This is a genomic window from Modicisalibacter radicis (assembly GCF_900961225.1).
Lineage (GTDB): Bacteria > Pseudomonadota > Gammaproteobacteria > Pseudomonadales > Halomonadaceae > Modicisalibacter.
The window spans coordinates 109190-135734 of the sequence record NZ_CAAHFN010000076.1; the positions used below are offsets into that span (position 1 = coordinate 109190).

Annotated in this window: 24 protein-coding genes; 20 read left to right on the plus strand and 4 right to left on the minus strand. The window is 65.9% G+C overall.

What is annotated here, in order from left to right; translation table 11 throughout:
- Positions 1 to 35: 35 nt before the first annotated feature.
- The 10 genes from ectB (at position 36) to yidD (ending at position 11127) form a co-directional block, all read left to right on the plus strand.
- Positions 36 to 1301: a diaminobutyrate--2-oxoglutarate transaminase gene (ectB, locus tag HR9077_RS14485; protein ID WP_136067701.1), complete on the plus strand. Its 1266-nt coding sequence runs from the start codon at positions 36 to 38 to the stop codon at positions 1299 to 1301.
- A 99-nt stretch (positions 1302 to 1400) separates the two neighbouring features.
- Positions 1401 to 1796, plus strand: coding sequence for an ectoine synthase (locus HR9077_RS14490; RefSeq protein WP_136067702.1), 396 nt, complete (start codon positions 1401 to 1403; stop codon positions 1794 to 1796).
- Between the two features lie 345 nt (positions 1797 to 2141).
- The gene (locus HR9077_RS14495) at positions 2142 to 3293 is read left to right on the plus strand and encodes an efflux RND transporter periplasmic adaptor subunit (protein WP_136067703.1); all 1152 of its coding nucleotides are present in this window, start codon (positions 2142 to 2144) and stop codon (positions 3291 to 3293) included.
- Positions 3293 to 6358 (plus strand): efflux RND transporter permease subunit, encoded by a 3066-nt coding sequence (locus HR9077_RS14500; RefSeq protein ID WP_136067704.1) that lies wholly within the window; start codon positions 3293 to 3295, stop codon positions 6356 to 6358. The genes HR9077_RS14495 and HR9077_RS14500 overlap by 1 nt, the downstream gene beginning before the upstream one ends.
- A 134-nt stretch (positions 6359 to 6492) precedes the next feature.
- Positions 6493 to 7350 (plus strand): ATP-dependent zinc protease family protein, encoded by an 858-nt coding sequence (locus HR9077_RS14505; RefSeq protein ID WP_136067705.1) that lies wholly within the window; start codon positions 6493 to 6495, stop codon positions 7348 to 7350.
- 9 nt (positions 7351 to 7359) lie between these two features.
- Positions 7360 to 8868, plus strand: coding sequence for an inactive transglutaminase family protein (locus HR9077_RS14510; protein WP_136067706.1), 1509 nt, complete (start codon positions 7360 to 7362; stop codon positions 8866 to 8868).
- 3 nt (positions 8869 to 8871) lie between these two features.
- Positions 8872 to 9879: an alpha-L-glutamate ligase-like protein gene (locus tag HR9077_RS14515; RefSeq protein WP_136067707.1), complete on the plus strand. Its 1008-nt coding sequence runs from the start codon at positions 8872 to 8874 to the stop codon at positions 9877 to 9879.
- Between the two features lie 33 nt (positions 9880 to 9912).
- The gene (locus HR9077_RS14520; protein WP_136067708.1) at positions 9913 to 10365 is read left to right on the plus strand and encodes a transcriptional repressor; all 453 of its coding nucleotides are present in this window, start codon (positions 9913 to 9915) and stop codon (positions 10363 to 10365) included.
- A gap of 25 nt (positions 10366 to 10390) precedes the next feature.
- On the plus strand, positions 10391 to 10834 hold the full coding sequence (gene hisI, locus HR9077_RS14525) for a phosphoribosyl-AMP cyclohydrolase (protein ID WP_210725932.1): 444 nt from the start codon (positions 10391 to 10393) through the stop codon (positions 10832 to 10834).
- A gap of 5 nt (positions 10835 to 10839) precedes the next feature.
- Positions 10840 to 11127, plus strand: coding sequence for a membrane protein insertion efficiency factor YidD (gene yidD, locus HR9077_RS14530; protein WP_136067709.1), 288 nt, complete (start codon positions 10840 to 10842; stop codon positions 11125 to 11127).
- A 28-nt stretch (positions 11128 to 11155) separates the two neighbouring features.
- Here the strand turns inward: yidD and HR9077_RS14535 are convergent, their stop codons facing one another.
- Together HR9077_RS14535 and HR9077_RS14540 are read right to left on the minus strand one after the other, a co-directional pair.
- Positions 11156 to 11575: a SufE family protein gene (locus HR9077_RS14535; protein WP_136067710.1), complete on the minus strand. Its 420-nt coding sequence runs from the start codon at positions 11573 to 11575 to the stop codon at positions 11156 to 11158.
- A gap of 67 nt (positions 11576 to 11642) precedes the next feature.
- Entirely contained in the window at positions 11643 to 12782 is a 1140-nt protein-coding gene (locus HR9077_RS14540) for a site-specific integrase (protein ID WP_136067711.1), read from the minus strand.
- Positions 12783 to 13060: 278 nt separating this feature from the next.
- On the opposite strand from HR9077_RS14540, the gene HR9077_RS14545 reads away from it, so the two are divergent.
- Complete coding sequence (locus HR9077_RS14545) at positions 13061 to 14026, plus strand: DNA-binding protein (protein WP_136067712.1); 966 nt, start codon at positions 13061 to 13063, stop codon at positions 14024 to 14026.
- A gap of 144 nt (positions 14027 to 14170) precedes the next feature.
- Here HR9077_RS14545 and nfuA read toward each other — a convergent pair whose 3' ends face one another.
- Positions 14171 to 14758, minus strand: coding sequence for a Fe-S biogenesis protein NfuA (nfuA, locus tag HR9077_RS14550; RefSeq protein ID WP_136067713.1), 588 nt, complete (start codon positions 14756 to 14758; stop codon positions 14171 to 14173).
- 267 nt (positions 14759 to 15025) lie between these two features.
- Here nfuA and metH point away from each other — a divergent pair, with 267 nt between their 5' ends.
- The 4 genes from metH to HR9077_RS14570 all read left to right on the plus strand — a co-directional run bounded on the left by metH (position 15026) and on the right by HR9077_RS14570 (position 22391).
- On the plus strand, positions 15026 to 18757 hold the full coding sequence (gene metH, locus HR9077_RS14555) for a methionine synthase (protein WP_136067714.1): 3732 nt from the start codon (positions 15026 to 15028) through the stop codon (positions 18755 to 18757).
- 1 nt (position 18758) lies between these two features.
- Positions 18759 to 20087, plus strand: coding sequence for an MATE family efflux transporter (locus HR9077_RS14560; protein WP_136067715.1), 1329 nt, complete (start codon positions 18759 to 18761; stop codon positions 20085 to 20087).
- Between the two features lie 164 nt (positions 20088 to 20251).
- On the plus strand, positions 20252 to 21904 hold the full coding sequence (locus HR9077_RS14565; protein ID WP_136067716.1) for a nitrite/sulfite reductase: 1653 nt from the start codon (positions 20252 to 20254) through the stop codon (positions 21902 to 21904).
- Positions 21897 to 22391, plus strand: a complete 495-nt coding sequence (locus tag HR9077_RS14570) for a DUF934 domain-containing protein (protein WP_136067717.1) — start codon at positions 21897 to 21899, stop codon at positions 22389 to 22391. The genes HR9077_RS14565 and HR9077_RS14570 overlap by 8 nt, the downstream gene beginning before the upstream one ends.
- Positions 22392 to 22468: 77 nt before the next feature.
- On the opposite strand, the gene smrA is transcribed toward HR9077_RS14570, so the two are convergent.
- Complete coding sequence (smrA, locus tag HR9077_RS14575) at positions 22469 to 23065, minus strand: DNA endonuclease SmrA (protein ID WP_136067718.1); 597 nt, start codon at positions 23063 to 23065, stop codon at positions 22469 to 22471.
- A 136-nt stretch (positions 23066 to 23201) separates the two neighbouring features.
- On the opposite strand from smrA, the gene HR9077_RS14580 reads away from it, so the two are divergent.
- From HR9077_RS14580 to HR9077_RS14600, 5 genes are all read left to right on the plus strand, one after another.
- Complete coding sequence (locus HR9077_RS14580; RefSeq protein WP_136067719.1) at positions 23202 to 23624, plus strand: gamma-glutamylcyclotransferase family protein; 423 nt, start codon at positions 23202 to 23204, stop codon at positions 23622 to 23624.
- Positions 23625 to 23717: 93 nt separating this feature from the next.
- Positions 23718 to 24071: an arsenate reductase (glutaredoxin) gene (gene arsC, locus HR9077_RS14585; RefSeq protein WP_136067720.1), complete on the plus strand. Its 354-nt coding sequence runs from the start codon at positions 23718 to 23720 to the stop codon at positions 24069 to 24071.
- Between the two features lie 30 nt (positions 24072 to 24101).
- The gene (wrbA, locus tag HR9077_RS14590) at positions 24102 to 24725 is read left to right on the plus strand and encodes an NAD(P)H:quinone oxidoreductase (protein WP_136067721.1); all 624 of its coding nucleotides are present in this window, start codon (positions 24102 to 24104) and stop codon (positions 24723 to 24725) included.
- Positions 24722 to 25111 carry a DUF2069 domain-containing protein gene (locus HR9077_RS14595; RefSeq protein ID WP_136067722.1) on the plus strand — a complete coding sequence of 130 codons (390 nt, stop codon included), beginning with the start codon at positions 24722 to 24724 and terminating at the stop codon, positions 25109 to 25111. Before wrbA ends, HR9077_RS14595 begins: the two co-directional genes overlap by 4 nt.
- Before the next feature lie 26 nt (positions 25112 to 25137).
- Positions 25138 to 26361, plus strand: coding sequence for a hypothetical protein (locus tag HR9077_RS14600; protein WP_136067723.1), 1224 nt, complete (start codon positions 25138 to 25140; stop codon positions 26359 to 26361).
- Positions 26362 to 26545: the final 184 nt, after the last annotated feature.

The window sequence follows — 26545 nt, forward strand, 5'->3', positions numbered from 1 at the left end:
TCTCTTGCTACTTTCATATCGACCCGGAGGTCGTAATGCAGACACAGATTCTCGAACGCATGGAATCGGAAGTCAGGACCTATTCGCGCTCTTTTCCGGTCGTCTTCACCAAGGCGCAGAACGCTCGCCTGACCGACGAGAGCGGCCGAGAGTACATCGATTTCCTGGCCGGCGCCGGCACCCTCAACTACGGCCACAACAACCCCCACATCAAGCAGGCCCTGATCGACTACCTGGCGTCCGACGGCATCGTCCACGGCCTGGACTTCTGGACCGCGGCCAAGCGTGACTACCTCGAAGCCCTCGAGGAAGTGATCCTCAAGCCCCGCGGACTCGACTACAAGGTTCACCTGCCGGGGCCGACCGGCACCAATGCCGTCGAGGCGGCGATCCGCCTGGCCCGCGTGGCCAAGGGCCGCCACAACATCGTCACCTTCACCAACGGCTTCCACGGCGTGACCATGGGCGCGCTGGCCACCACCGGCAACCGCAAGTTCCGCGAAGCGACCGGCGGGATTCCCACGCAGGGCGCTTCCTTCCTGCCGTATGACGGTTACATGGGCGAGGCGACCGATACACTGGACTATTTCGAGAAACTGCTGGGCGACAAGTCCGGCGGGCTCGACACACCGGCCGGCGTGATCGTCGAGACGGTGCAGGGCGAGGGCGGCATCAATGTTGCCGGCCTCGACTGGCTCAAGCGTCTGGAAGGGATCTGCCGGGCCAATGACATCCTGCTGATCATCGACGACATCCAGGCGGGCTGCGGGCGTACCGGCAAGTTCTTCAGCTTCGAGCACGCCGACATCAAACCCGATATCGTCACCAATTCCAAATCGCTGTCCGGCTACGGTCTGCCGTTCGCACACGTGCTGATGCGCCCCGAACTCGACAAGTGGAAGCCCGGCCAGTACAACGGCACGTTCCGCGGCTTCAACCTGGCCTTCACCACCGCCGCCGCCGCCATGCGCAAGTACTGGAGCGACGATACCTTCGAGCGCGACGTCCAGCGCAAGGGCCGGATCGTCGAAGAGCGCTTCCAGAAGATCGCCGCCTGGCTGGGCGAGCAGGGCATCGAAGCCACCGAGCGTGGCCGGGGCCTGATGCGCGGTATCGACGTGGGTAGCGGCGACATCGCCGACAAGATCACCCACCAGGCATTCGAGAACGGCCTGATCATCGAAACCAGCGGTCAGGACGGCGAAGTGGTGAAGTGCCTGTGCCCCTTGACGATTACCGACGAGGACCTGCTCGAAGGCCTCGATATCCTGGAAGCCAGTACCCGCCAGGCCTTCAGCTGATATGCTGGAGCCACTCGACGCCGATCACAGCGGATCGCGTCGGGTGGCTCAGTCATCCGTCGACTCAGTCGGCTTGTCACGAAAACAGGAGATCACTCAATGATCGTTCGCAACCTCGAGGAAGCGCGCCAGACCGACCGGCTGGTTACCGCGGCGAATGGCAACTGGGACAGCACGCGCCTGTCTCTCGCCGACGATGGCGGCAACTGTTCGTTCCACATCACCCGGATCTTCGGCGGCACCGAGACCCACATCCATTACAAGCATCACTTCGAGGCGGTTTATTGCATCGAAGGCAAGGGTGAAGTCGAGACGCTCGCCGATGGCAAGCTCTGGCCGATCGGCCCGGGTGACATCTACATTCTCGACCAGCATGACGACCACATGCTCCGCGCGTCCGAGACGCTGGTGCTGGCCTGTGTCTTCACCCCGGGCCTGACCGGCAAGGAAGACCACCGCCCCGATGGTTCCTACGCGCCCTCCGAAGAGCTCTGAAACCAATCCGAAAGCATGCGGCGATGACGTGAAACGTCATGCACATTCAGCGGCTCCGCCAGGCGGGGCCGTTTTGCGTTCACGGGTCGCATGACGCCGCGATAGGACACTAGATGAGGCCATTGGTTCGCATAATATATATTATGTTAAATTGAATGTCTCGGCGCACATCGCGCAAGTCGTCCACCCCCGTCTCCAATCCCTCCGGCGCCCCAGATGACGCAACTGCGTTGATAGTCGCGACCTACGACGACTGGATTTCAGCGTACCTTACTTGCATGATACGCGGTTACCCGTCAGCGTGGCTCCGCGCTGGCCGTTAAAAAGAATTCGGGAATACCGCGCATGAAAACCGCCGTACGCATGACCGTCGTCCTGGTGTTGCTGGCCGCGATTCTGGGAGGGATCTTTGGCTGGAAATTCCTGCAGATGCAGAAGATGGGCGAACAGATGTCCCAGGCCCAGCCACCCACGCCGGTCGACAGCGTCACCCTGACCGCCGAAGCCTGGCGCCCGGAGATCAAGTCGGTCGGCTCGCTGCGGGCGATCAACGGCGTGGCGGTCTCCAACGAAGTCGCCGGCGTGGTCAGCGAGATCGCCTTCGAGTCCGGTCAGCGGGTTTCCCGTGGCGATATCCTGATCAGGCTCGAGGATAGCGTCGATCAGGCCGCATTGGCCGCCCTGGAAGCCCAGGCCCGCCTGGCCAACGAGACGTTCCGGCGCTATTCCGACCTGTTGCCGCGCAACGCCATCTCGCAATCGCAATACGACGAGGCCCAGGCCAACTACCAGGCCGCCCGGGCCGATGTCGCACAACAGCAGGCACAGCTCAACAAGAAGACCATCCGCGCGCCGTTCGATGGCGTGGTCGGGCTGCGCCAGGTCGATCAAGGCGAGTACATTGCCGTAGGCACGCCGATCGTCGAACTCAACATGCTCGATCCCATCTACGTCGACTACAGCGTGGCCGAAAAGCAGCTCGACCGGGTCCAGGCCGGTCGCCAGGTCGAGGTTCGCGTGGCGGCCTTTCCCGAGCGGGTCTTTGACGGCGAGATCGAGGCCGTGGCACCGACCGTCGATGAAAGCAGCCGCACGCTGGACGTCCGCGCCAAGCTCAGCAATGCCGAGCGCCTGCTGCGTCCGGGGATGTTCGCCGACGTGCGCACCCTGGCCCCGGATACCGTCAATGTACCGACGCTGCCGCGCACCGCCCTCGCCTTCAATACCTATGGCGACTACGTCTTCAGGATCGCCGAGAACGATCAGGGCCAGACGATCGCCCAGCGCACCCAGGTCAGCATCGGTCGCCTGCGTGGCGACCAGGTAGAGATCGTCGATGGGCTCGCCCCCGGTGACCGTGTCGTCGCCACCGGCCAGTTGCGGCTGCGCGACGGCCAGCCGATCAAGGTCAAGGACGGCTCGAACGCGGCGGGAAACCCGGACGGCGACGCCCCGGCCGCTGATGCCGAGGCGTCGGACGCGGAGGCCCAGGGCTGATGAAGTTCACCGACATCTTCGTTCATCGGCCGGTGCTGGCCACCGTGGTCAGTCTGTTGATCCTGTTGATGGGTCTGCGCGCGGCGATGGACATGGAAGTGCGCCAGTATCCGCAGCTGGAAAGCACCGTGATCACGGTGACCACGTCCTATCCCGGTGCCAGTTCCGAACTGGTGCAAGGGTTCGTGACCACCCCGTTGCAGCAGGCCATCGCCGAGGCCGACGGCATCGACTACATCAATTCCCAGAGCATCCAGGGCGCCTCGACCATCGAGGTGCACATGACACTCAACTACGACGCCAATGCCGCCCTGGCCGAAGTCCAGGCCAAGGTGGCGAGTCAGCGCAGCGTGCTGCCCCAAGCCGCGGAAAGTCCGGTCATCGAATCCTCCACCGGCGACTCGACGGCACTGATGTACCTGGCATTCTATTCCGGCGAGATGCCGGTGCCGCAGATCACCGACTATCTGACCCGCGTCGTGCAGCCCAAGCTGCAGGCCCTGCCCGGCGTCGCCAAGGCGCGCATCTACGGTCAGGGGTTCGCCATGCGCATCTGGCTCGACCCCCAGCGCATGGCGGCGCTCGACGTCACCCCGCAACAGGTCGTCGCGGTTCTCGAGAACAACAATTACCAGGCCGGCGTCGGCAAGACGCGCAGCGAGTTCGTGGCCGTCAACCTGACCGCCGACACCGACATCAGCGACCCCGAGCAGTTCGAGGATCTGGTGGTGCGCAACGACGACGGCGATCTGGTGCGGCTGCGCGACATCGCGCGCACCGAGCTGGGCGCGGAAAGCTATGACAGTACCGCCTGGTACAACGGCACGCCGGCGAGTTTCATGGCCATCGAACAGGCGCCGGGCGCCAACCCGCTGGACGTGGCGCGGGCCGTGCGCGAAACGCTGCCGGAGATCCGCAACCAGCTGCCCACCGGGCTCGACGTGGTGCTGCCCTACGACGCCTCCGAGTTCATCGAGGATTCGATCAACGAGGTGGTCAAGACGCTGCTCGAGGCGCTGGTCATCGTGCTGGTGGTGATCTTCCTGTCGCTGGGCTCGTTTCGGGCGGCGCTGGTGCCCGCCGTGGCGGTCCCGCTGTCATTGATCGGGGCCGCCTTCGTGATGCTGCTGATGGGCTTCTCGCTCAATCTGCTGACCCTGCTGTCGATGGTGCTGGCGATCGGCCTGGTGGTCGACGACGCGATCATCATCGTCGAGAACGTCCATCGTCATATCGAGGCCGGCGAAGGCAAGTTCGAGGCCGCCCTGAACGGTGCCCGGGAGATGGCCACGCCGATCATCGCCATGACCACCACGCTGGTCGCCGTCTATGCGCCGATCGGCTTCATGGGGGGGCTGGTCGGTTCGCTGTTCACCGAATTCGCCTTCACCCTGGCCGGCGCGGTGGTGATCTCGGGGATCATCGCCCTCACCCTCTCGCCGATGCTGGCCGGCAAGGTGCTCAAGCCCCATGGCAATCCGTCGCGCTTCGAGCGGGGCGTCGAAGCCACGTTCAACGGCCTGGCCAATGGCTACCGTTCGCTGCTGTCGCGGGCGCTGCAGACGGTCTCGGTGCTGGTGGCATTCGCCGTGGTGGTGCTGGTATCGATCTACTTCATGTTCGTCACCAGCCAGAACGAACTGGCACCGACCGAGGATCAGGGCATCATCTTCTTCCAGGGGACGGCGCCGCAGACCGCCACGCTGGAGTACCTCAAGCGTTTCGCCAACGACATACAGGCCGGCGCCGAACGGATCGACGGCTACGACGAAACCTTCATGATCCTCGGCGGTACCAGTGCCGACACGGTGTTCGGCGGTTTCAAGATGAAGCCCTGGAGCGAGCGCGACATTTCGCAGATGGAGGTCATGCCGCACCTGCAGGCGGCGCTGGGCCAGGTGACCGGCCTGCAGACCGCGGCCTTCGCGCCGCCCGCCCTGCCCGGCTCGAGCGGCGGCTTGCCGATCCAGTTCGTGCTGACCACCGCCAACAGTTTCGAGGAGCTCAACGCCACCGCCGACGAGCTGCTCGGCAAGGCCATGGCGAGCGGCAACTTCGCCTTCCTGCGCAAGTCGATCAACCTCGACCGGCCGGTGACCGACATCCATATCGATCGCGACCGCGTCGCCGACCTGGGACTGACCATGGCCGACGTCGGCCAGTCGCTGGCCACACTGCTCGGCGAAGGCTTCGTCAATCGCTTCAGCATGGAGGGCCGCAGCTACAAGGTGATCCCTCAGGTCGAACAGGCCTACCGGCTCGATACCTCGATGATCGACAATTACTACATCGCCGCCGATTCGGGACAGCAGGTGCCGCTCTCCAGCCTGGTCAGCTTCGAGCGCGGCGTAGAGCCCTCCAAGCGCACCCAGTTCCAGCAGCTCAACGCCGTGACGCTGGAGGGCGTGCCGCGTCCCGGCGTGGCGCTGGGCGATGCCCTGGCCTGGCTCAACCAGAGTGCGGCCGAAACGCTCACGGCGAACTATTCGGTGGATTACACCGGCACCTCGCGGCAGCTGATGAACCAGGGCAGCGCGCTGATCCTGACCTTCTTCCTGTCGCTGCTGGTGATCTACCTGGTGCTTGCCGCGCAGTTCGAAAGCTGGCGCGACCCGCTGATCATCCTGGTTTCGGTACCGATGTCGGTGGCCGGCGCGATGACCTTCATCACGCTCGGTGTATCGACGGTCAACATCTATACCCAGGTCGGATTGATCACGTTGATCGGGGTCGTCGCCAAGAACGGCATCCTGATCGTCGAGTTCGCCAACACGCTGCAGCACGAGCGAGGCCTCGACAGGCGCCAGGCGGTGATCGAGGCGGCGACGATTCGTCTGCGGCCGATCATCATGACCTCGGTGGCGCTGATCGTCGCCATGGTGCCGCTGCTGATCGCCACTGGCGCGGGCGCCGTCAGTCGCTTCGACATCGGCCTGACCATCGCCTCCGGCCTGGGCATCGGGACGCTGTTCACGCTGTTCGTCCTGCCGGCCTTCTACATTCTGCTGGCCCGCGATCACAACGCGAGCCGCGATGCCGGCCACGCGGCACAACCCGGCCACTGAGCGGATCCTGTCGACCCCGCGTGGACAGCGCGGGGCTCGCTCCTTATCATCGTGCGACGTTTACGCCTCCGCCCGGGCTCGGCGTCGCTCGCCGATGCCTGCCGAGCGCCAAGAATGCCAAGGAAATCGATGCAATGCCCAATCGCCTGACGCGACTGGCGGTGCTCGCCGGTCTGGTCGCCATCGGCGGCTGCGCCCTGCAACCGCCGCCGCAAGACAACCGCTTCGCGCCGTTATTGACCCATAGTCAGTTCGACTCGCGTCTGAACGCGCTGGAGCGCTCCATCGAGGCACGCTGCGACACCCAGCGGCTCGAGCGCAATGAGCGCACCCTGCATCTGGAGTCGCTCACTAGCGGCGTCCACGGAATCGCGGGCCAGTTGCGCAACCTTCAAGAAGAAGTCCAAGGGCTGCAGCGCGAATCGCAAGTCGAGGTGCCTGACTGCCCCACCAACGTCGACGACTCGCTCGACAACAAGGAAGTGCTCGGCCGCAACGAATGGGTGGGCCTGCCCGGAGTGGGCACCTATCTCAAGGCGCGTCTCGATACCGGCGCCAATACCGGTTCGATCTCGGCCCGCGAGATCACCGAATTCGAGCGCGACGGTGAGGATTGGGTGCGCTTCAAGCTCGCTCTCGACGACGACGCGGTGGCCGTAGAGGCGGCCCGTGATCGCTGGATCGAGGCCGAGGTCGTGCGCCGGGTGCGCATCATTCAGGCCTCGGGCGAGGAGAGCCGACCGGTGATCAGCCTGATGATGTCGCTAGGCCCGATCAAGCAACATGTCGAATTTACCCTCAACGATCGCACCCACTTGAGTTACCCGGTCCTCTTGGGGCGCCGTTTCATGATGGACATAGCGGTGATCGACGTCGCGCAAAGCTATCTGCATCCGCGTCCCGAGTTTCCCGGCGGCGAACCTGCCGCCCAGGCCGGTGCCGACGAAATGCCCGATGGCGGCGAAGACGAAGAAGTCGAAGAAGACGAATAAGGAATCCGCATGTCCCGTGTGCCTTTCTATCTGCTGGTCGGCACGCTGCTGCTGATCGGCATCGTGGTCACCCTGTACCGACACATGGCCCTGGATGTGCCCTGGTCGCCCGGCGAACAGCGGCATATCTGGGAGGTCGAAGCGCAGGTCAATTTCGTCGCCGATGGCGATCCGGTCAAGGCCAGCCTGGCGCTGCCCACCCACCAGCGCGGCTTTCGCGTTCTGACCGAGAACACCGCCTCGTCGGGGTACGGCCTGTCCTACCTCGACGAGCCCACCGGCCGGCGCGCCCAGTGGTCGATTCGCCAGGCCGCCGGCGCCCAGCAGCTCTACTATTCGGTGCAGATGCTGGTCGCCCCCGATGCCGCGCCGCCGCCGACCAGTCGACCGCCGGCGAGGCAGGACATCGCCTGGGAACGCCCGTACGACACCGCGGCGCAAGCGATCATCGATCGCGCCTGGCAACGCTCGGCCGATGCCTTCACCTTCTCCCGCCAACTGGTGGGCCATTTCAGCGGCGATCAGCAGGAAGAGAACGCCCGGCTGCTGCTGACCCAGTTCGACCGCGCCACCCTGCTGGTACGCCTGCTCGACCAGGCGGGCATCGCGACGCGCAAGGTCAATGCCCTGATGCTCGAGGACGGCCGCCGCCGGCAGAGCCTGAGCGCCTGGCTGCAGGTCTTCGACGAAAACGGCGAATGGGTACTGATCAATCCCGAAACCGGCGAACAGGGCCGCCCCGACAACCTGCTGCTGTGGGAAGCCAGCGACCAGGCGGTGCTTGAGGTCCAGGGCGGCAGCCGTTCGCAGGTGACCTTCTCGATGATTCGTCACAACGAGCCCGCCTCCGTGGCGGTCCGCAATCAGCTGGCCGGGGACACCCTGCTCAACTTCTCGATCCATAGCCTGCCGCTCGAAGAGCAGTCGTTGTTCAAGACCATCCTGCTGATCCCCATCGGCGCCCTGGTGGTCGTCCTGCTGCGGGTGCTGGTCGGCCTCAAGACATCCGGTACCTTCATGCCGGTACTGATCGCTTTGGCCTTCATCCAGACTTCACTGTTCACCGGGCTGGTGGGCTTTCTGCTGATCGTCGCGGTGGGGCTGGTCATCCGCAGTTACCTGTCGCATCTCAACCTGCTGCTGGTGGCGCGGGTGTCGGCGGTGATCATCACCGTGATCGCGATCATTTCGCTGTTCTCGGTGGTGGCTTACCGGATGGGCCTGAACGCCGGGCTGACGATCACTTTCTTCCCGATGATCATCCTCAGCTGGACCATCGAGCGCATGTCGATCCTGTGGGAGGAGGAAGGTCCCAAGGAGGTGCTGATCCAGGGCGGTGGCAGTCTGCTGACCGCGGTGCTCGCCTACCTGGCGATGAACAATCCGTGGATCCGCCATATCACCTTCAACTTCCTGGGCGTTCAGCTGATCCTGATGGCGCTGATCCTGATGCTCGGCAATTATACCGGCTACCGGCTGCTCGAACTGCGCCGGTTCAAGCCGGTCACGGAGGACTGAGCGATGTGGGCCTCTCCCGGCAGGTTGAAAGCCAAGGGCATCATCGGCATGAATCGGCGCAACATCCGCTACATCGGTCGTTACAACGACCGGCGCCTTTATCCGCTGGTCGACGACAAGCTCAAGACCAAGCTGCTCGCCACGCAACACGGCATCACCACGCCCGCGCTGATCGGGACCATCGCCACCCAGTTCGACGTCAAGCGGATCGGCGCCATGGTCGAGGCCCATCCGGGCTTCGTGATCAAGCCGGCCAAGGGCAGCGGCGGCAAGGGGATCCTGGTGATCGAGCATCACGACGGCGAAGGCTATGTGAAGCCCAGCGGCCATCGCTTGCAGCACGAGGACCTGCAGCGCCATGTCTCGAATATTCTCTCGGGCCTGTATTCGCTGGGCGGCACGCCGGACGTCGCACTGGTCGAGTCGTTGATCGCCTTCGACGAGACGCTGGCCGCCTACACCTACGAGGGGGTGCCCGACATCCGGGTAATCGTCTTCCAGGGCTATCCGGTCATGGCCATGATGCGACTGTCGACGGCGGCCTCGGATGGCAAGGCCAACCTCCATCAGGGCGCGGTGGGCGTGGGGCTGGATATCGCCTCGGGCCATGCCCTGCGTGGTGTGCAATTCGACCGACCGCGCAGCGACCACCCGGACACCGGCCATGAACTGGCCAGCCTGCACGTCCCCGATTGGGAGGTGCTGCTGCGCCTTGCGGCCAGCTGCTACGAGATGACCGGACTCGGCTACCTGGGGACTGACATGGTGCTCGATCGCCACAACGGACCGATGCTGCTCGAGCTCAATGCCCGCCCCGGCCTGGCGATCCAGATGACCAACGGCGAAGGCCTGCGGCCCCGTCTCGACCTGATCGAGCGTCAGACACCGGGGGTCGGCGTCGCCGAACGCGTGGCCTTTGCCCGGCATCACTTCGCCCGTGCCGGCGAGTTGCAGCCCGGCCCCGGGGACGCCCCGCGAACGCGTCTGGTCGCTCATCGTTCAGACGCGTAGAATGAATGACCCACGGTTCCTGATGCGCAGTAGATGCCCGATACCCAGACCCTGACACAACAGGCCGAGCGCCAGTGCCACCAGCGAGGCGTGCGCTTCACGCCGATTCGCCGGCGCGTTCTGGAAATGATCTCCGCCTCGCCCGGCGGGCTCAAGGCCTACGACCTGCTCGACATCCTGGCCGCGGAGCATGCCGCAGCCAGGCCGCCGACGGTCTATCGTGCGCTCGACTTCCTGATCGAACAGGGGCTGGTGCATCGCATCGAATCGCTCAACGCCTACGTCGCCTGCCCGTGTCCCGAGCATCGCCACGGCTTTCAGCTGCTGATCTGTCGCGCCTGTGGCCGGGTCGAGGAGCTGCACCTGGACGAAGTCAGCGCGCAACTCAGCCAGCGTGCCGCCCAGCTCGGGTTTCGCGTCGACCGTCAGACCATCGAGCTGCTGGGCACCTGCGATGCTTGCCAGTCGGCGTCAACCCCGCCCTGAAACCCGCACCCCGTCACGGAAGCTCATGAGCGAATTGTTCAAGTCCCTGGAATCCGCCCCGCGTGGCGAACGCCTGGCCATCGGCGAGCTCCTCGATGCCGTGCACTGGAATGGCGACGGCCTGGTCCCGGCGATCGCCCAGCAACACGACAGCGGCGAAGTATTGATGATGGCCTGGATGAACCGCCGGGCCCTCGAGGAAACCCTGACCAGCGGGCGGGTCTGTTACTGGTCGCGCTCGCGCGCCAGGCTGTGGCGCAAGGGCGAGTCCTCGGGCCAGGTGCAGCATCTCGTGAACGCGCGGCTGGATTGCGACGGAGATGCCCTGCTGCTCGGCGTCGATCAGCGCGGCCCCGCCTGCCATACCGGCCGGCGCAGCTGCTTCTATGTCGCGCTCGATGACAGCGGCGGCGAGGTCGACGCCGAGCCGTTGGTGGATCCGGCCACGCTGTATGGCAACGCGCGGTGACGCGAATGGCACGCCTGCTACGAAGAATCCTGACCGTGCTGCTGGTGGGCCTGCTCAAGGTTTACCAGTATCTGATCAGCCCCCTGCTCGGTCCGCGCTGTCGCTTCTGGCCGAGCTGCTCGAACTATGCGATCGAGGCCTTGCGCCTGCACGGTCCGGCGCGCGGCGGCTGGCTGGCCCTCAAGCGCATCGCCAAATGCCACCCCTGGCATGCCGGCGGCATCGACCCGGTGCCGGCGTGCGACGACTGCGGCAACGCTTCGTCAGATCGGCCGCCGCCCTCCTCTCGCTGACGGCCCCTTCTCGCCCCGCGAACGCGGTTCAACCGGTAACCGACTGCTGCTCGGCCAGGGCATAGATGCGCTTGAGCATCGCGTGCAGGCCGTTCGAACGCGTCGGTGACAAGTGCTTGTCGAGCCCCAGCTCCTCGAGAAACGTCGGTTGGGTCGCGACGATCTCGCTGGCCGGGCGATCGTTGTAGATGCGCATCAGCACGGCGATCAGCCCCGAGACGATGGCGGCATCGGAGGTCGCCTCGAAATGCACGACGCCGTCGCGACTCTCATGGTGAATCCACACGTTCGACTGACAGCCCTGAATCTTGGTTTCCGGTGTCTTGCGCTCCTCCGGAAACGCCGGAAGCTGCTTGCCCATGTCGATGATGTATTGATAGCGATCCATCCAGTTGTCGAACAGGCCGAACTCCTCGATCAGTTCGGCCTGGGCTTGTTGAGCGCTCATGGTGTCTCCTCGATCGGTCATGACCCTGATTGTAACGCGTCAGCCCGGGTGACGTCCGCCTCGGCGCTCATGCCTCGCCCAGCCGGTGTGCGGCTACCTGGCGCTGCCACTCGTCAGCCTCGGCGTGCAGGTAGCGCGCGGTGGTATCGAGCCGCGAATGACGCGCGGTCATGGCCAGATAGCGCAGCTCCACCCCGGCCTGGGCCTGATGGGTCAGCGCGGTGTGCCGCAACCAGTGAGGCGTTGCCCGGGCCAGTTGCCGACTCAGATGCCGGGCGCCACCGCCGGGGCTGTCGGCGTCGATCGCCGCAGCCGCTTCGGCGAAGGTGGCCTTGATCAGTCTGTAGAGCTGGTTGTCGCCGACCGCTCGCCGGCCATCCAGCGCCCGGATCACCGGCGTCCGGTCGTCCGGCCCGGGCTGCGCCGGCAGCCCCAGGCCCTCGCGCCACTCGCCGAGCAGCGCGATCATGTCGGCGGGTACCGGGATACGCTCCGTTCGCGCGCCCTTGCCCGTCACCCGCCACCACCACCGCCCCTCCCGGTAGCTGAAATCGCCCATCCGCGCCGCAGCCATTTCACTGATACGTGGGGCCAGCAGGTAGGCGAAGCCGAAGATCAGCCGCCGGCGCCGGTGGAGATAAGCCCGACGCGGCGTTGCCGCCTCCGCCGGCGGTCGATTGAGCCAGCCCCAGAACCACTCCCAGAGTGGCCGCTCGAGATAGCGCTCGACCGGCGCCTGGCGATTGTCGAGACGCCGGCGCTTGTCGCGCATCAACCGGAACGGATTGTGCTCGACCCAACCGGCCTCCACCAGCCAGGCGAACAGCCCTTGCAGAATGGTCAGGCTCTGGCGGCGACTGGCGGCCGACAGCGGCCGCCGGAACGGACGCCACTGCGGATGGTTGCGCGCCCGCGGCGGGCCGACCCACCGTTCCCGCGGCTGGGGGTCGGAAAGGAAGGCCTCGAAGTGCTGAAGGTGTTCCCGATCGATCTCGGCGAGGCCGAGCCTCCTTTCCATCGACCACAGCATCAGCCGCTCGGCCTCCTTGCGATAGGTCCGCCAGGTCTGCGGCGATGCGCTGAATTCGGCCAGCCACTGGGCGATGGCCTGGCCATCGCTGTCTGCACGAATGCGCGACGCCCCCTCGACCACTCCGGCGCGGCGGCCGGCAACCTCGCCCCGGGCGACCTGAAACGCTTCCTTCACTGCACCAGCCGCCCCGCTTTCCGACCCGTGCCGGGCCCCTGTCGTGGCATCCCTCACTGCGCCCGCCCTGTTCCGGTGTGCCTGAGTCGATTGTCGCGTGCAGCGATCGCTTTATCAAGATAATGCGCGTAATCATGAATTAATCGTCTTTTCGTAAGATATTATGGATATTACGTATTATGTAACAAACGCAATTCTCGACCCCCGCTGCCGACAAAGTGCGTTAGAATCGCAGAGCGACCGACCGGGTCGGACAGCCGGACAGCGAGGAGATCTCAATGGCGCGCAGCGGAGTGCAGTTCGAGGATGTGCAGCGAGCGATCGACGTTCTGCTCAAGCGCGGCGAGGCGCCGGGCATCCAGAAGATTCGCGATGTGCTGGGTACCGGGAGCTTTACGACCATCAGCGAACATTTTCGCCAGTGGCGGGAACAGCGCAACGCCAACCGCGACCAACCGACCTGGCAGGACGTTCCCGAACCCGTCGAGGCGCTCGTCCACTCGCTGTGGGAACAGGCGCAGAAGCACGCCAGCGACGGCCTGTCCCATTACCGCGAGGAAGCCGACCGGCTGGTGGAGCAGGCCCGCGAGCAGGCGCAACGCGCACGCCGCGAAGCCGAGGACGCCCTGCAGCGCGAAGCAGCGATCAATGATCACTGGAGCCAGGCCCAGGCGCGGCTGCAGGAACAGAGCGCACTGATCGCGCGACTGGAAACGGCGCACCAGGTCGCCGAACAGCGCGAGGCCGAGCTCAGCCAGCGACTGGCCGATGCCGACGGTCAACTGGACGCGGCCCAGGAAAGGCTCCACGACCGCGAGACCGAGCATCACGACGCCCTGAAAAAGCGCGACGAACGCTGGGGTGAACAACTAAGGCAGGAGGAACAGCGCCACGAAGCCGCCGAGGCGCGATTGATGGCCCTGCTCGACGACGCCCGGCAGGAAAAGCAACGCAGCGAAAAGAGTCACCAGCAGCGCATCGAGGCGCTCGAGAAGCGCCTCGCCGAAGCCGACAAGGACAGACAGGCCATCCGGCGGGCGTTGAGTGACGAGCAGGCCAGCCACCGCGAAACACAGTGGGCGCTGACCCGAGCCGAGGATGCGCTCAGCGAAAGCGAACGCCGGGTACGCCAGCACGCCGACGATCAGGCCGAGAACGACAAGGTCGTGACGCAATTGCGCGAACGCCTGCAGGATGCCGAGGCACGCCTGGCCAGGGTCAACCTGCCGCCGTTCGTCTATTGATTCGCCGGACGGCATCGATCGCCAACAGCAAAAGAGCCGCCTCGTCGATCGAGGCGGCTCTTTCTGACTTTCTGCTCACTGGCGACGCGGCATCGCCTCCGGCCGCTCGAGTCCAGCAGCGCAGCGGCCTGCTCGACCGAGCGATCAGTAGTAGGCGTTGGTAGTGTCGGTGTGATCGGTGACGTCGCGGATCCCGGCAAGTTCGGGGATGCGCTCGACCAGGGTCTTCTCGACCCCCTCCTTGAGCGTCAGGTCGACCGCCGCGCAACCCTGGCAGCCGCCACCGAACTGCAGGACGGCCATGTTCTCCTCGGTCAGTTGGATCAACTTGACCTCGCCGCCGTGGGCGGCCAGCCCGGGATTGATCTCGCTGTAGAGGATATAATTGATGCGATCCTCCATCGGGCTGTCGGCGTTGACCTTGGGCATCTTGGCGTTGGGCGCCTTGATGGTCAGCTGCCCGCCCATGCGATCGGCATTGAAGTCGACCACCGCCTCCTCGAGGAACGGCACGCTGTGCGTGTCGAGGAAAACCGTGATCTTTTCCAGCGACAGACGCTCGTCGCTGGGCTCTTCCTCGCCGGGACGGCAGTAGGCCAGGCATGTCTCGGCATACGGCGTACCCGGCTGGGTGATGAAGATCCGCACCGCGATTCCCTCGACGTTCTGCTTGGCGAGCAGCTCGGCAAGGTAATCCTGGGCGCTATCGGTGATCTGGATGTTCTCGCTCATGAATCTCGACCCATCAAACAATACGGTGATTTGCCTTAATGGTATGCAAAAACGCCGGATGGCACAATCCTGACTGAAATACTCGGACTTGCCGGGCATGAGGAGTGCCGACAGGCGGAATGAGGGTCGGGAGTGCCCCGCTCGGGCGCCTTTCTGGTAGCATGGGCGGCCATCGACAGGCCCGCGTCAAGGCGTTTTGTGGCCCGCCATCGGCGCGCAGCCGAGGCAATGACAACCGAGAACGATCGCTGGAGACAGATGCCGACCATGGCTACCGCGCCCCCTTCCCCATCGCTTTCCTCCGCGCTGCCCGCCGGTACCCCCGAGACGCTTGCCAGGACCCTCGAGCAGCGCATCATGCTGCTCGACGGCGGCATGGGCACCATGCTGCAGAACGCCCAGCTCAGTGAAGCGGCATTTCGTGGCGAGCGTTTCAGCGACTGGGCGACGCAGCTGCAGGGCAACAACGACCTGCTGGCCCTGACCCAACCCGAGCTGGTCGAGCGCATCCACCGCGATTATCTCGAAGCCGGCGCCGACATCGTCGAGACCAACACCTTCAACAGCACGCGACTCTCGCAGGCCGACTACGACATGCAGGCGCTGGTGGTCGAGCTCAATCGCGAGGCCGCGCGGCTGGCGCGCCGGGTCTGCGACGCGGTCGGCGAGGAAAGTGGCGTGCCGCGCTATGTCGCCGGGGTGCTGGGGCCGACCAGCCGCACGGCCTCGCTGTCGCCGGACGTCAACGACCCGGCCAAGCGCAACGTGACCTTCGACGAGCTGCGCGAGAACTATTATGAAGCCGCGCAGGCGCTGATCGAGGGCGGCGCCGACCTGATCATGATCGAGACGATCTTCGACACGCTGAATGCCAAGGCGGCGATTTTTGCCCTCGAGGAGCTGTTTGCCGATCGCGGCCGGCGACTGCCGGTAATGATCTCGGGCACCATCACCGACGCCTCGGGACGCACCCTCTCGGGGCAGACCACCGAGGCGTTCTGGAACTCGATACGCCACGCCTCGCCGCTGTCGGTGGGTCTGAACTGCGCGCTGGGGGCCGCCGAACTGCGCCCCTACCTGGAGGAACTCTCCGCCAAGGCCGACGCGCTGGTCTCGGCCCACCCCAACGCCGGGCTGCCCAACGAGTTCGGCGAGTATGACCAGACCCCCGACGAGATGGCGACGATCGTTCGCGAATTCGCCGAAAGCGGCCTGGTCAACATCATCGGCGGCTGCTGCGGTACCACCCCCGAGCACATCGCCGCGATCAAGGCCGCCGTCGACGGCCTGGCGCCGCGTCAGATCCCCGAGCGCCCCCGGGCCTGCCGCCTGGCCGGTCTCGAGCCCTTCAACATCGAAGCCGAGTCGCTGTTCGTCAACGTCGGCGAGCGCACCAACGTCACCGGCTCGGCGCGCTTCAAGCGGCTGATCAAGGAAGAGGACTTCAACACCGCGCTGGAAGTCGCCCTCGAGCAGGTCGAGAACGGCGCCCAGGTGATCGACATCAACATGGACGAGGGGATGCTCGACTCCCAGGAGGCGATGGTGCATTTCCTCAACCTGGTCGCCTCCGAGCCGGACATCTCGCGGGTGCCGATCATGGTCGACTCCTCCAAGTGGGCGATCATCGAGGCCGGGCTGAAGTGCATCCAGGGCAAGGCGGTGGTCAACTCGATCTCGCTCAAGGAGGGCGAGGACGCCTTCCGCGAGCAGGCCACGGCATGCCGCCGTTACGGGGCCGCCATCGTGGTGATGGCCTTCGACGAGCAGGGCCAGGCGGATACCTTCGCGCGCAAGACCGAGATCTGCCAGCGCGCCTATCGGCTGCTGGTCGACGATATCGGCTTCCCCGCCGAGGACATCATCTTCGACCCCAATATCTTCGCCATCGCCACGGGCATCGAAGAGCACAACAACTACGCCGTCGACTTCATCGAAGCGACCCGCTGGATCACCGACAATCTGCCCCACGCGATGGTCTCCGGCGGCGTCTCCAACGTGTCGTTCTCGTTTCGCGGCAACAACGCGGTGCGCGAGGCGATCCACTCGGTGTTCCTCTATCACGCCATCAAGGCCGGGCTGACCATGGGCATCGTCAACGCCGGGCAGCTGGCGGTCTACGACGACCTGCCCGCCGAATTGCGCGAGGCGGTCGAGGACGTGGTACGCAACCGCCGCGACGACAGCACCGAGCGGCTGCTCGAACTGGCCGAGCGCTACAAGGACGATGGTAGCGGCGCGGCCAGGAAGGAGGATCTCGAGTGGCGCGGCTGGGCCGTCGAGAAGCGTATCGAACATGCCCTGGTCAAGGGCATCACCACGCATATCGAGGAGGACACCGAGCTCGCCCGGCAACGCGTCGAGCGCCCCATCGAGGTGATCGAAGGGCCGCTGATGGACGGCATGAACGTGGTCGGCGACCTGTTCGGCGAGGGCAAGATGTTCCTGCCCCAGGTGGTCAAGTCGGCGCGGGTGATGAAGCAGGCGGTCGCCTACCTGCTGCCCTACATCGAGGCGGAGAAGAGCGAAGAGACACAGGCCAAGGGCAAGATCGTCATGGCCACCGTCAAGGGCGACGTCCACGACATCGGCAAGAACATCGTCGGCGTGGTCCTGCAGTGCAACAACTACGAGGTGGTCGATCTCGGGGTGATGGTGCCCACCGAGAAGATCCTGCAGACCGCCCGCGAGGAAAACGCCGACATCATCGGCCTGTCGGGGCTGATCACTCCCTCGCTCGACGAGATGGTCCACGTCGCCAGGGAGATGCAGCGCCAGGGCTTCGAGATTCCGCTGCTGATCGGCGGCGCGACCACCTCGAAGGCGCACACCGCGGTCAAGATCGAGCCGCAGTACGAGCATCCGGTGATCTACGTCACCGATGCCTCGCGGGCGGTGGGCGTGGCCAGCCGGCTGCTCTCGGCCGACAGCAAGCCGGACTACGTCGCGGCGATCCGCGACGAGTACGCCCAGGTCCGCGAGCGCAATGCCAAGCGCCGTCCCAAGGCGGCCGACCTGACCTACGCCGAGGCCCGCGAGCGCCGCTTCGTGCCGGACTGGCCGGCGTACACGCCGCCGGCGCCGACCTTCACCGGCTTGAGGACCTTCGAGGATTATCCGCTCGAGGAACTGATCGAGCGCATCGACTGGACGCCGTTCTTCATGAGCTGGCAACTGTCCGGCAAGTACCCGAGGATCCTCGATGACGAAGTGGTCGGCGAAGCCGCGCGCAACCTGTTCGACGAGGCCCGGGCGATGCTGCGCAAGCTGCTCGACGAGAAGCACGTCACCGCGCGGGGGGTGATCGGCCTGTGGCCCGCCAACAGCGTCGACGACGATGTCATCGAGGTCTACGCCGATGAATCCCGCAAGGTAGTCGTCGAGCGCCTGCACCACATTCGCCAGCAGACCACCCGCAACCGCGACGGCATCTGCTACAGCCTCGCCGACTTCGTCGCACCGCGCGACAGCGGCAAGCCCGACTGGATCGGTGGCTTCGCGGTCACCACCGGTCACGGCGTCGACGAGCTGGCCAAGCGCTACGAGCGGGCCGGCGACGACTACAACGCGATCATGGTCCAGGCCCTGACCGACCGTCTCGCCGAGGCCTTCGCCGAGCGCATGCACGAGCGGGTGCGCAAGGAGTACTGGGGCTACGCGCCCGACGAGACGCTCGACAACGACGCGCTGATCGCCGAGAAGTACCGGGGCATCCGCCCCGCTCCGGGCTACCCGGCCTGCCCCGACCATACCGAGAAGGCCACCCTGTTCCGGCTGCTCGAGGCCGAGGCAAGGACCGGGCTCGAGTTGACCGAGAACTTCGCCATGTGGCCGGCGGCGGCGGTGTCGGGCTGGTATTTCGCGCATCCCGAGTCGAAGTACTTCGCCACCGGAAAGATCACCCGCGACCAGGTCGAGGCGCTGGCCGATCGCAAGGGCATGGCGCTGGGCGAGCTGGAACGCTGGCTGTCGCCGGTACTGAGCTACGACCGCGACTGAGATGTGGCCGGACCCTCGACGCAGCCGGACCATCCTCAGGCTGGCCGGACCGATCATCGGCGGCATGCTCTCGCAGAGCCTGCTCAACCTGGTCGACGCCGCACTGGTCGGGCGGCTCGGCGAGGTCGCGCTGGCCGGCGTCGGCCTGGGCGGCTATGCGATGTTCCTGGTCACCGCGGTGGTCTTCGGGCTGTCGTCGGGTGTCCAGGCACAGACCGCCTGGCGACAGGGCGACTGCGCCTCTGCTCCACACGGCCGGGCACTCAACGCCGGCCTGTCGCTGGCCGTCATCGTCGCCCTGCCGCTGTCGCTGCTGTGCCTGTGGCAGGCGCCCCGGCTGCTGGCCCTGCTCACCCAGCAACCCGCCGTGCACGAAGTGGCCGTGACGTACTTCCGCTGGCGGGTCGTGGCGCTGCTGGCCGTGGCGATGTGCTGCTGCTTCCGCGGCTACTGGAACGGCGTCCAGCAAACCGCGATCTACCTGCGCATCGTGCTGGCGACCCATCTGGTCAATGTGCTGGCGAGTGGCGGCCTGATCTTCGGCCTCGCCGGACTGCCGCATCTCGGCGCCGCGGGTGCCGGGGCCGGCTCGGCCATCGCCGTGTCGGTGGCGGCGATCGCCTGGGCCGTCTACACCGCCCGCTCCGGGGCAATGGCCGGCCGCGCATGGCACTGGCCGGACCGCCCCGCGTTGCGCGCGACCCTCGCGCTCGCCGCCCCGCACTCCCTGCAGCAACTGTGCTTTGCCGCCGGTTACGCGGTGCTGTTCGCGATCCTCGCCCAGGTGGGTACCGCCAGCGTGGCGGTGGGCCATGTGCTGGTCAATCTGTCGCTGTTGCTGATCCTGCCCGGGGTGGGCCTGGGCGTGGCGGCGATGAGCCTGGTCGGGCAGGCCCTGGGCCGCGCCACGCCGGACGAGGCGCATCGCTGGGGCTGGGACGTGGTGCGCGTGGCGTGGTTGGCGCTGGCCCTGCTGGCGCTGCCGATGCTGGCGTTTCCCGAGGTGGTGCTGGGGCTGTTCCTGCGCGACCCGCAGCTGGTCGCGCTCGGTCATGGGGCGCTGCGGTTGACGGCGCTGATGATCGTGCTCGACGCCGTGGCGATCGTGCTCGGACAGGCCCTGCTCGGTGCCGGCGCCAACCGCACGGTGATGGCCGTGACGCTGGCCCTGCAATGGCTGGTCTTCCTGCCACTGGCCTGGTGGTGCGGGGTGGCGCTGGGCTATGGTCTGCTGGGCATCTGGTGGATGCAGCTCGGCTATCGCTGCCTCAACTCGCTGAGTTTCGCCTGGATCTGGCAGCGGCGTCGCTGGCAACGACTTGCCCTGTGAAGCGTCCGCCTCGATCATGGCAGACGGGTCTCGGCGGGTGATTCTAATAACGCATAGCCCAATAAACTATGACTATTTATTCTTTCATAGAATAAACAAAACGGAGTATGGTCTCTGCCATAAGGCACAGATCCCATTTCGCCCTGACTAGCAGGACACCCGATATGTATCGGTACGACACCTACGATCAGACGCTCGTCGACGAGCGCGTCGCCCAGTTCCGCGATCAGATGGATCGCTATCTGGCCGGTCGCCTGGGCGAGGACGAATTCCGCCCGCTGCGACTCCAGAATGGCCTGTACATCCAGCGCCACGCGCCGATGCTGCGCATCGCGATCCCCTACGGCATGCTCTCCAGCCACCAGCTCAGAACGCTGGCCGGGATCACCCGACGCTACGATCGCGGCTACGGTCACTTCACCACCCGCCAGAACCTGCAGCTCAACTGGCCGAAGCTCGAGGACGTGCCGCAGATTCTCGCCGAGCTGGCCGAGGTGCAGATGCACGCCATCCAGACCAGCGGCAACTGCATTCGCAACACCACCAGCGATCAGTTCGCGGGCATCGCCGGCGACGAGATCGAGGACCCCCGGCCGTGGTGCGAGCTGATCCGCCAGTGGTCGACGCTGCATCCCGAATTCGCCTACCTGCCGCGCAAGTTCAAGATCGCCGTCACCGGCGCCGATCACGACCGCGCGGCCATCCAGGTGCACGACATCGGTCTGCGGCTGTGGCGCAACGAGGCGGGCGAGCTGCGTGTACGGGTACTCGCCGGGGGCGGCATGGGGCGTACGCCGATGATCGCCGACGTGGTGCGCGAGGACCTGCCCTGGCAGCACCTGCTGACCTACCTCGAGGCCTGCGTGCGCGTCTACAACCAGTTCGGGCGCCGCGACAACAAGTTCAAGGCGCGCATCAAGATCCTGGTCAAGGCGCTGGGCATCGAGGAGTATCGTCGGCGCGTCGAGGAGGAGTGGGCGCATATCAAGGATGGCGCGCAGACGCTGACCGAGGCGGCGGTCGCCTCGGCCCGGGCCCACTTCCCCGAACCCCCGCGCCGTTCGGTGAGCGAGGCGGCGATCGTCGGCTATGAAGCGCTGCGCCGCGACAACCGCGACTTCGCTCGCTTCGTCACCAATAACGTCACCGATCACGTCGACCCGGGCTACAAGGCGGTGACGCTGTCGCTCAAGCGTCGCGAACATGCACCGGGCGACGTCACCGCCGACCAGATGGAGGCGATCGCCGATCTCGCCGACGCCTTCAGCTTCGGCGAGATGCGCGTCACTCACGAACAGAACGTGGTGCTCTCCGACGTGCCGGTCGACGAGATCGAGGCGCTCTGGCAACAACTGCGCGAGCTGGGCATGGCCAACCCTACGGTCGGCACGCTCAACGACATCATCTGCTGCCCGGGCGGCGACTACTGCGCGCTGGCCAACGCCGTGTCGATTCCCATCGCCCAGGCGATCCAGGAGCGTTTCGAGGATCTCGACTTCCTCTATGACCTGGGCCCGCTGGACCTCAACATCTCGGGTTGCATGAACGCCTGCGGCCACCATCACGTCGGCAACATCGGCATCCTCGGGGTCGACAAGAAAGGCGAGGAGTACTATCAGATCTCGCTGGGCGGCAACGCCCGCGACGATGCCTCGCTGGGCAAGATCCTCGGCCCCTCCTTCTACCGCGAGGACGTGCCCGAAGTGATCGACAAGGTGCTCAAGGTCTACGTCGAGCAACGTCACGACGACGAGCGCTTCCTCGACACCTATCGTCGCATCGGCATCAAGCCGTTCAAGGAGCGTGTGTATGCCTGATACCAGCCTGATCAAGCTCGGCCAGCCGGAGCGGGACACCTGGGCGCTCTCCCGCGACGAGGAAAGCCTCCCCGAGGCACGCCCGACCATCGTGCCCCTCGCCGTCTGGCGCGAACATCGCGACGACACCTCGCTGGCGCCCTGGCTGCCCAGCGACACCCAGCTCGACTCGCCGCTGTACGACGAGCTGCGCCAGGCGCCGCTGATCGCCATCGACTTCCCGAGCTTCACCGACGGCCGAGGCTATTCGCTGGCGCGACTGCTGCGCGAACGCTACGCCTATATGGGCGAAGTCCGCGCCATCGGCGACGTGCTGGTCGATCAGCTGTTCTACATGACCCGCTGTGGCTTCGATGCCCTGGCGCTGCGCGAGGACCAGCATCTCGACGACGCCCTGCGCGCCCTCGGCGCCTTCAGCGTCAGCTACCAGCCCGCCGCCGACGTCAAGGAAGCGCTGTTCGAGCGCCGCCTGCGCGAAGCGACCTGAACGCAAGCGCGACCGATAAACCGAAGCGCCGCCCATCGGGCGGCGCGATATCCTTTGGCCACTGTTCGAATGTGCCGTTAGCCGCGACGCTTCTGCTGGCGCTCGCGATTGCGCGCGCGGGCCCGTTCGGACTTGCGCAGCATCACATAGGTGGCGCCGATCCCGCCATGGGACGGCACCGCCGAGGCATAGGCCTGGACCTGCTCGAACTGCTGCAGCCATTTGGCGACATACGAGCGCACCACGTTGGCGTGGCTGTCCTCCGCCCGGCCGCGCCCGTGCACGACCAGCAGGCAGCGCAGGTCGTGGGCGGTGGCATCCTCGATGAAGCGAAACAGCGCCTGACGACAGTCGCGCAACGGCCGCTTGATCAGATGCAGCTGCGCCTCGGGGTTGTAGCCGCCCTGTCGCAGGCGGTCGAGAACGCCGGTCTGGATACCGTCGCGACGGTATTCGATCGGATCGATCGCCGGCAACAGCTCGACGAACTCGTCGCTCAGGAAATTGGCCGCCTCGTCCTCGGCCTGGGCGCTGGCCCGCCTTGCCAACTGGGCCTCGCTGGGCGTGGCGGGCCGGCTGTCCAGGCTGGCCTTGTCGCGCCCCTTGGAAACCGGACGCACCTTGTCCGCCATCAATTGCATAAAGTCGCTGTCTTCGTCGCATTGGCGATTCATGGCTACGCCCTCCGGCCGATCATCGTGACGGCCACTATACCAAAGGCGTGTCCATTGCCTTAAGCCTCACGCATCGCGACCCGGCGTGGGGTATGGCATGATCGCCCGCGTCTGCCGCGACTCACAGGATGTAGCAATGAGGTTGTTGAAGCGCCTGATCCTGGCGCTGATGCTGATGGCCGCGCTGGCGGTCGGCTATCTTTGGATCGTGTTCGCCAGCCCCTATGGCTATTCACCGCCCGAGAACCCGCCGGCCATCAGCCGCCAGGGCCCCCACCGCGTCTTCGTCTACGGCACGCTACGCTTCGGGGTCGTGCGCTGGCTGGTCTACGGACGCTGGGGCGATCCTCGGCCGAGCGTGCTGCCGGGCTATCATCGCGAAGGCCTGGATATCGAGCGGCGGCGCGATGCCGAGGTCGAAGGCTACGTCCTGACGGTTTCCCGCGATGAACTCAAGCGTCTGGATCGCTACGAACGGCTCGGCGTGCGTTACAGTCGCCATCGCCTGACGCTGGCCAGCGGTCGAGACGCCTGGGTCTATGCGCGCATCCAGCCCTGACCCCGCCACCCTGCGGCCGGCAAGGCGAGTTGTGGCGGACACTTGGCGCGCTCTACAATGAATGACTAATTCGCTGTTCCGGCAAGGCCATCCATGACGTCGTTGACTCTCTATCACAATCCCCGCTGCTCCAAATCGCGCCAGGCGCTCAAGCTGCTGGAGGAGCGTGGCTGCGATTTCCACGTTCGGCGCTATCTCGACGACCCGCTGTCCCGCGAGGAGCTCGCGGCACTTGCCGCCCGCCTCGACGCAGACGTGGCCGAACTGGTCCGCACCGGGGACAGCGACTGGAAGGCCCTGCAATTGACGGCGCCGAGTACCGACGATTATCTCGACGCGCTGGCCGAGCACCCACGCCTGCTGCAACGGCCGCTGCTCGATCGTGGCGACCGGGCCGTGATCGGGCGCCCGCCAGCAACCATTCTCGCGCTGGTCGATGCGTCCTGAGCGGTCGATTGCCATCAACAAGGAGCCGTCATGAACGCTTCACGTCCCTACGTGCTGGTCCTCTACTATTCGCGTTCCGGAGCCACCCGCACCCTGGCCGAACAGGTCGTCGCGGGCATCGAAAGCCAGGGCGACATCGATGCCCGCTTGCGCACGGTACCGGCGGTCTCGGCGGTCAGCGAAGCGGTCGAGCCGGAGATTCCCGCCAACGGCGCCATCTACGCGACGCTCGACGACCTGCGCGGTAGTGCCGGCCTGGCCATCGGCAGTCCCACGCGCTTCGGCAACATGGCCGCTCCGCTCAAGTATTTTTTGGATGGCACCAGCGAGTTGTGGCTGAACGGGGCACTGGTCGACAAGCCGGCGACCGCCTTCACCTCTACCGCCAGCCTGCATGGCGGCCAGGAAGCGACGCTGCTGACGATGCTGGTGCCGCTGCTGCATCACGGCATGGTGTATGCCGGCGTTCCCTATAGCGAACCGGGCCTCGTGGCGACGACCTCCGGCGGCACCCCGTACGGCACCAGTCATGTTGCCGGCGCTCGCGGCGAGCGCAGCGTCGACGATACCGAGCGGGAGCTGGCCCATGCGCAGGGCAAGCGCATCGCGCGACTGGCGCTGGCCCTGCAGGCGATCCGGGGAAACGCCCGATGAACGGACTCGAACGGCTCGAGACCCGTTACGGGCTCGAAACGCTGGCCCGGCGAGCGCGCCAGGCGGTGCTGATCAGCTTCGTGCTCCTCATCGCGTTACTTCTGCTCAGCGGCTGGCAACTACGCAGCCACAATGGCGTCGAGTGGCTGCCGGTCCTGGTGCGGGCCCTGCCGCTGGTGCTGTTCCTGCCTTCGATCCTGACCCGTCGTCCCCGCGGCCACGCCTGGCTGGCCTTCGTCAGCCTGCTCTACATTGCCCAGGGCGCGATGCTCACCACGCTACCCGGTCAGGCCTGGCTGGGCTGGCTCGAGGTGTTGGCGGCAGTGGCGCTGTTCTTCGCCAGCGCCTTGTACGCCCGTTGGCGCAGCCGCCTGTTGCGCCAGTGAGGCCCTCCAGCGCGCTGATCCTGGCCATGCTCGCGACGAGTATCGCGAGCACCCTGGCGGGCTGGCCGATGTGGCCGGCGGCGCTGCTCAGCTGGCTGGCCACCCTGCGCCTGGCCCGGCAGCTTCCCCGCGCCTCGCGCCATCAGGTGCTGTGGCTCGGCGGCGCCGGTGCGCTGATATGGCTGGTGGCGCTGATCCGCCACACGCCCTACGCGCCGATCCAGGCGCTGACCATCAATCAGGCCCTGCTGATGATGTTTGCCGGGGTCAGCTTCCTGTCGATGGCGACGCCCGCCCGGCCTGACGGCGAACGCCCGCGAAACGGCAGCCTGTGGGGGACGCTGTTCGGCGTCCATCTGTTCGGCGCCGTTATCAATCTCTCGGCCCTGTTCCTGTTCGCCGATCGCATGCAACGCGACGGCAAGCTGAGTCGACGTCAGGCGATGGTGCTGGGCCGGGCATTCCCGGCCGCCGCCGCCTGGTCGCCCTTCTTCGTCGCCATGGGGGTCGCGCTCACCTACGCACCGGGGCTGGAGTTCACGGCGCTGTTGCCGTGGGGCGTGGCCTGCGCCTCGCTGCTGCTGAGCCTGGTGGCCCTCGACGCGCTGCGCATCGAGGGCCCGTTCGTCGGCTACCCGCTGAACGCGGGCGCCTTGATTCTGCCCGGCGTACTGGCGGTCACGGTGATGGCGATGCACGCGTGGCGGCCGGAAATGTCGATCCCGTTGATCATCAGTATCGTCTCGCCGATCGCCGCGCTGCTGCTGGCACCCCGCGGAGAACGCCGTGCACGGCTGCGACAGCAGCTCGACCATGGCCTGTCGCGGCTGGTGCCGCAATTCGCGCTGTTCCTGGCCGCCGGGGTGCTGTCCAGCGGCCTGAGCGCCCTGCTCGCCAGCTTTCCCGCGGGGCTCTCGCTGCCGGTCGCCGACTACGGCCATTGGCAGGCCTGGCTGAGCCTGGGGATCATCGTCATGGTGGCTTTCGTCGGCGTTCACCCGCTGGTCAGCGTGACCACCCTCGCGCCGTTGCTGGCGACCCTCGACCCCGACCCGACGCTGCTGGGCATGGTCTTCCTGATGGGCTGGGCGCTGGGCACCGGCAGCAGTCCGCTATCCGGCAGCAACCTGGTACTGTGTGCCCGCTACGGGGTCAACGCCCGAGAGATGCTGGGCTGGAACCTGCCCTATGCCGTGCTCGGCTGGCTGGCCTGCGGGCTGGTCTTCGCGGCCCACGCCCAATGGACTTGATGAGCTTTGCCCCGTTTCGCCGTATTGGGTTTCACTGTACTGGCCATGCTGCTCCTTTATACCGATCATGAGAGCACTACGTCATGCACGGGCCACCGATAGGCAATCGAGCGCGTTATGCCCCGATCGCCTTGAGTGCGATCGGGCCAGCAGCGATCATGAGGGAAAATACCAGGAGAACGCC

Coding starts and splice junctions, on each gene's coding strand:
- ectB (WP_136067701.1), top strand. CDS start 36: ATGCAGACACAGATTCTCGAACGCATGGAATCGGAAGTCAGGACCTAT.
- HR9077_RS14490 (WP_136067702.1), top strand. CDS start 1,401: ATGATCGTTCGCAACCTCGAGGAAGCGCGCCAGACCGACCGGCTGGTT.
- HR9077_RS14495 (WP_136067703.1), top strand. CDS start 2,142: ATGAAAACCGCCGTACGCATGACCGTCGTCCTGGTGTTGCTGGCCGCG.
- HR9077_RS14500 (WP_136067704.1), top strand. CDS start 3,293: ATGAAGTTCACCGACATCTTCGTTCATCGGCCGGTGCTGGCCACCGTG.
- HR9077_RS14505 (WP_136067705.1), top strand. CDS start 6,493: ATGCCCAATCGCCTGACGCGACTGGCGGTGCTCGCCGGTCTGGTCGCC.
- HR9077_RS14510 (WP_136067706.1), top strand. CDS start 7,360: ATGTCCCGTGTGCCTTTCTATCTGCTGGTCGGCACGCTGCTGCTGATC.
- HR9077_RS14515 (WP_136067707.1), top strand. CDS start 8,872: ATGTGGGCCTCTCCCGGCAGGTTGAAAGCCAAGGGCATCATCGGCATG.
- HR9077_RS14520 (WP_136067708.1), top strand. CDS start 9,913: ATGCCCGATACCCAGACCCTGACACAACAGGCCGAGCGCCAGTGCCAC.
- hisI (WP_210725932.1), top strand. CDS start 10,391: ATGAGCGAATTGTTCAAGTCCCTGGAATCCGCCCCGCGTGGCGAACGC.
- yidD (WP_136067709.1), top strand. CDS start 10,840: ATGGCACGCCTGCTACGAAGAATCCTGACCGTGCTGCTGGTGGGCCTG.
- HR9077_RS14535 (WP_136067710.1), bottom strand. CDS start 11,575: ATGAGCGCTCAACAAGCCCAGGCCGAACTGATCGAGGAGTTCGGCCTG.
- HR9077_RS14545 (WP_136067712.1), top strand. CDS start 13,061: ATGGCGCGCAGCGGAGTGCAGTTCGAGGATGTGCAGCGAGCGATCGAC.
- nfuA (WP_136067713.1), bottom strand. CDS start 14,758: ATGAGCGAGAACATCCAGATCACCGATAGCGCCCAGGATTACCTTGCC.
- metH (WP_136067714.1), top strand. CDS start 15,026: ATGGCTACCGCGCCCCCTTCCCCATCGCTTTCCTCCGCGCTGCCCGCC.
- HR9077_RS14560 (WP_136067715.1), top strand. CDS start 18,759: ATGTGGCCGGACCCTCGACGCAGCCGGACCATCCTCAGGCTGGCCGGA.
- HR9077_RS14565 (WP_136067716.1), top strand. CDS start 20,252: ATGTATCGGTACGACACCTACGATCAGACGCTCGTCGACGAGCGCGTC.
- HR9077_RS14570 (WP_136067717.1), top strand. CDS start 21,897: ATGCCTGATACCAGCCTGATCAAGCTCGGCCAGCCGGAGCGGGACACC.
- smrA (WP_136067718.1), bottom strand. CDS start 23,065: ATGAATCGCCAATGCGACGAAGACAGCGACTTTATGCAATTGATGGCG.
- HR9077_RS14580 (WP_136067719.1), top strand. CDS start 23,202: ATGAGGTTGTTGAAGCGCCTGATCCTGGCGCTGATGCTGATGGCCGCG.
- arsC (WP_136067720.1), top strand. CDS start 23,718: ATGACGTCGTTGACTCTCTATCACAATCCCCGCTGCTCCAAATCGCGC.
- wrbA (WP_136067721.1), top strand. CDS start 24,102: ATGAACGCTTCACGTCCCTACGTGCTGGTCCTCTACTATTCGCGTTCC.
- HR9077_RS14595 (WP_136067722.1), top strand. CDS start 24,722: ATGAACGGACTCGAACGGCTCGAGACCCGTTACGGGCTCGAAACGCTG.
- HR9077_RS14600 (WP_136067723.1), top strand. CDS start 25,138: ATGCTCGCGACGAGTATCGCGAGCACCCTGGCGGGCTGGCCGATGTGG.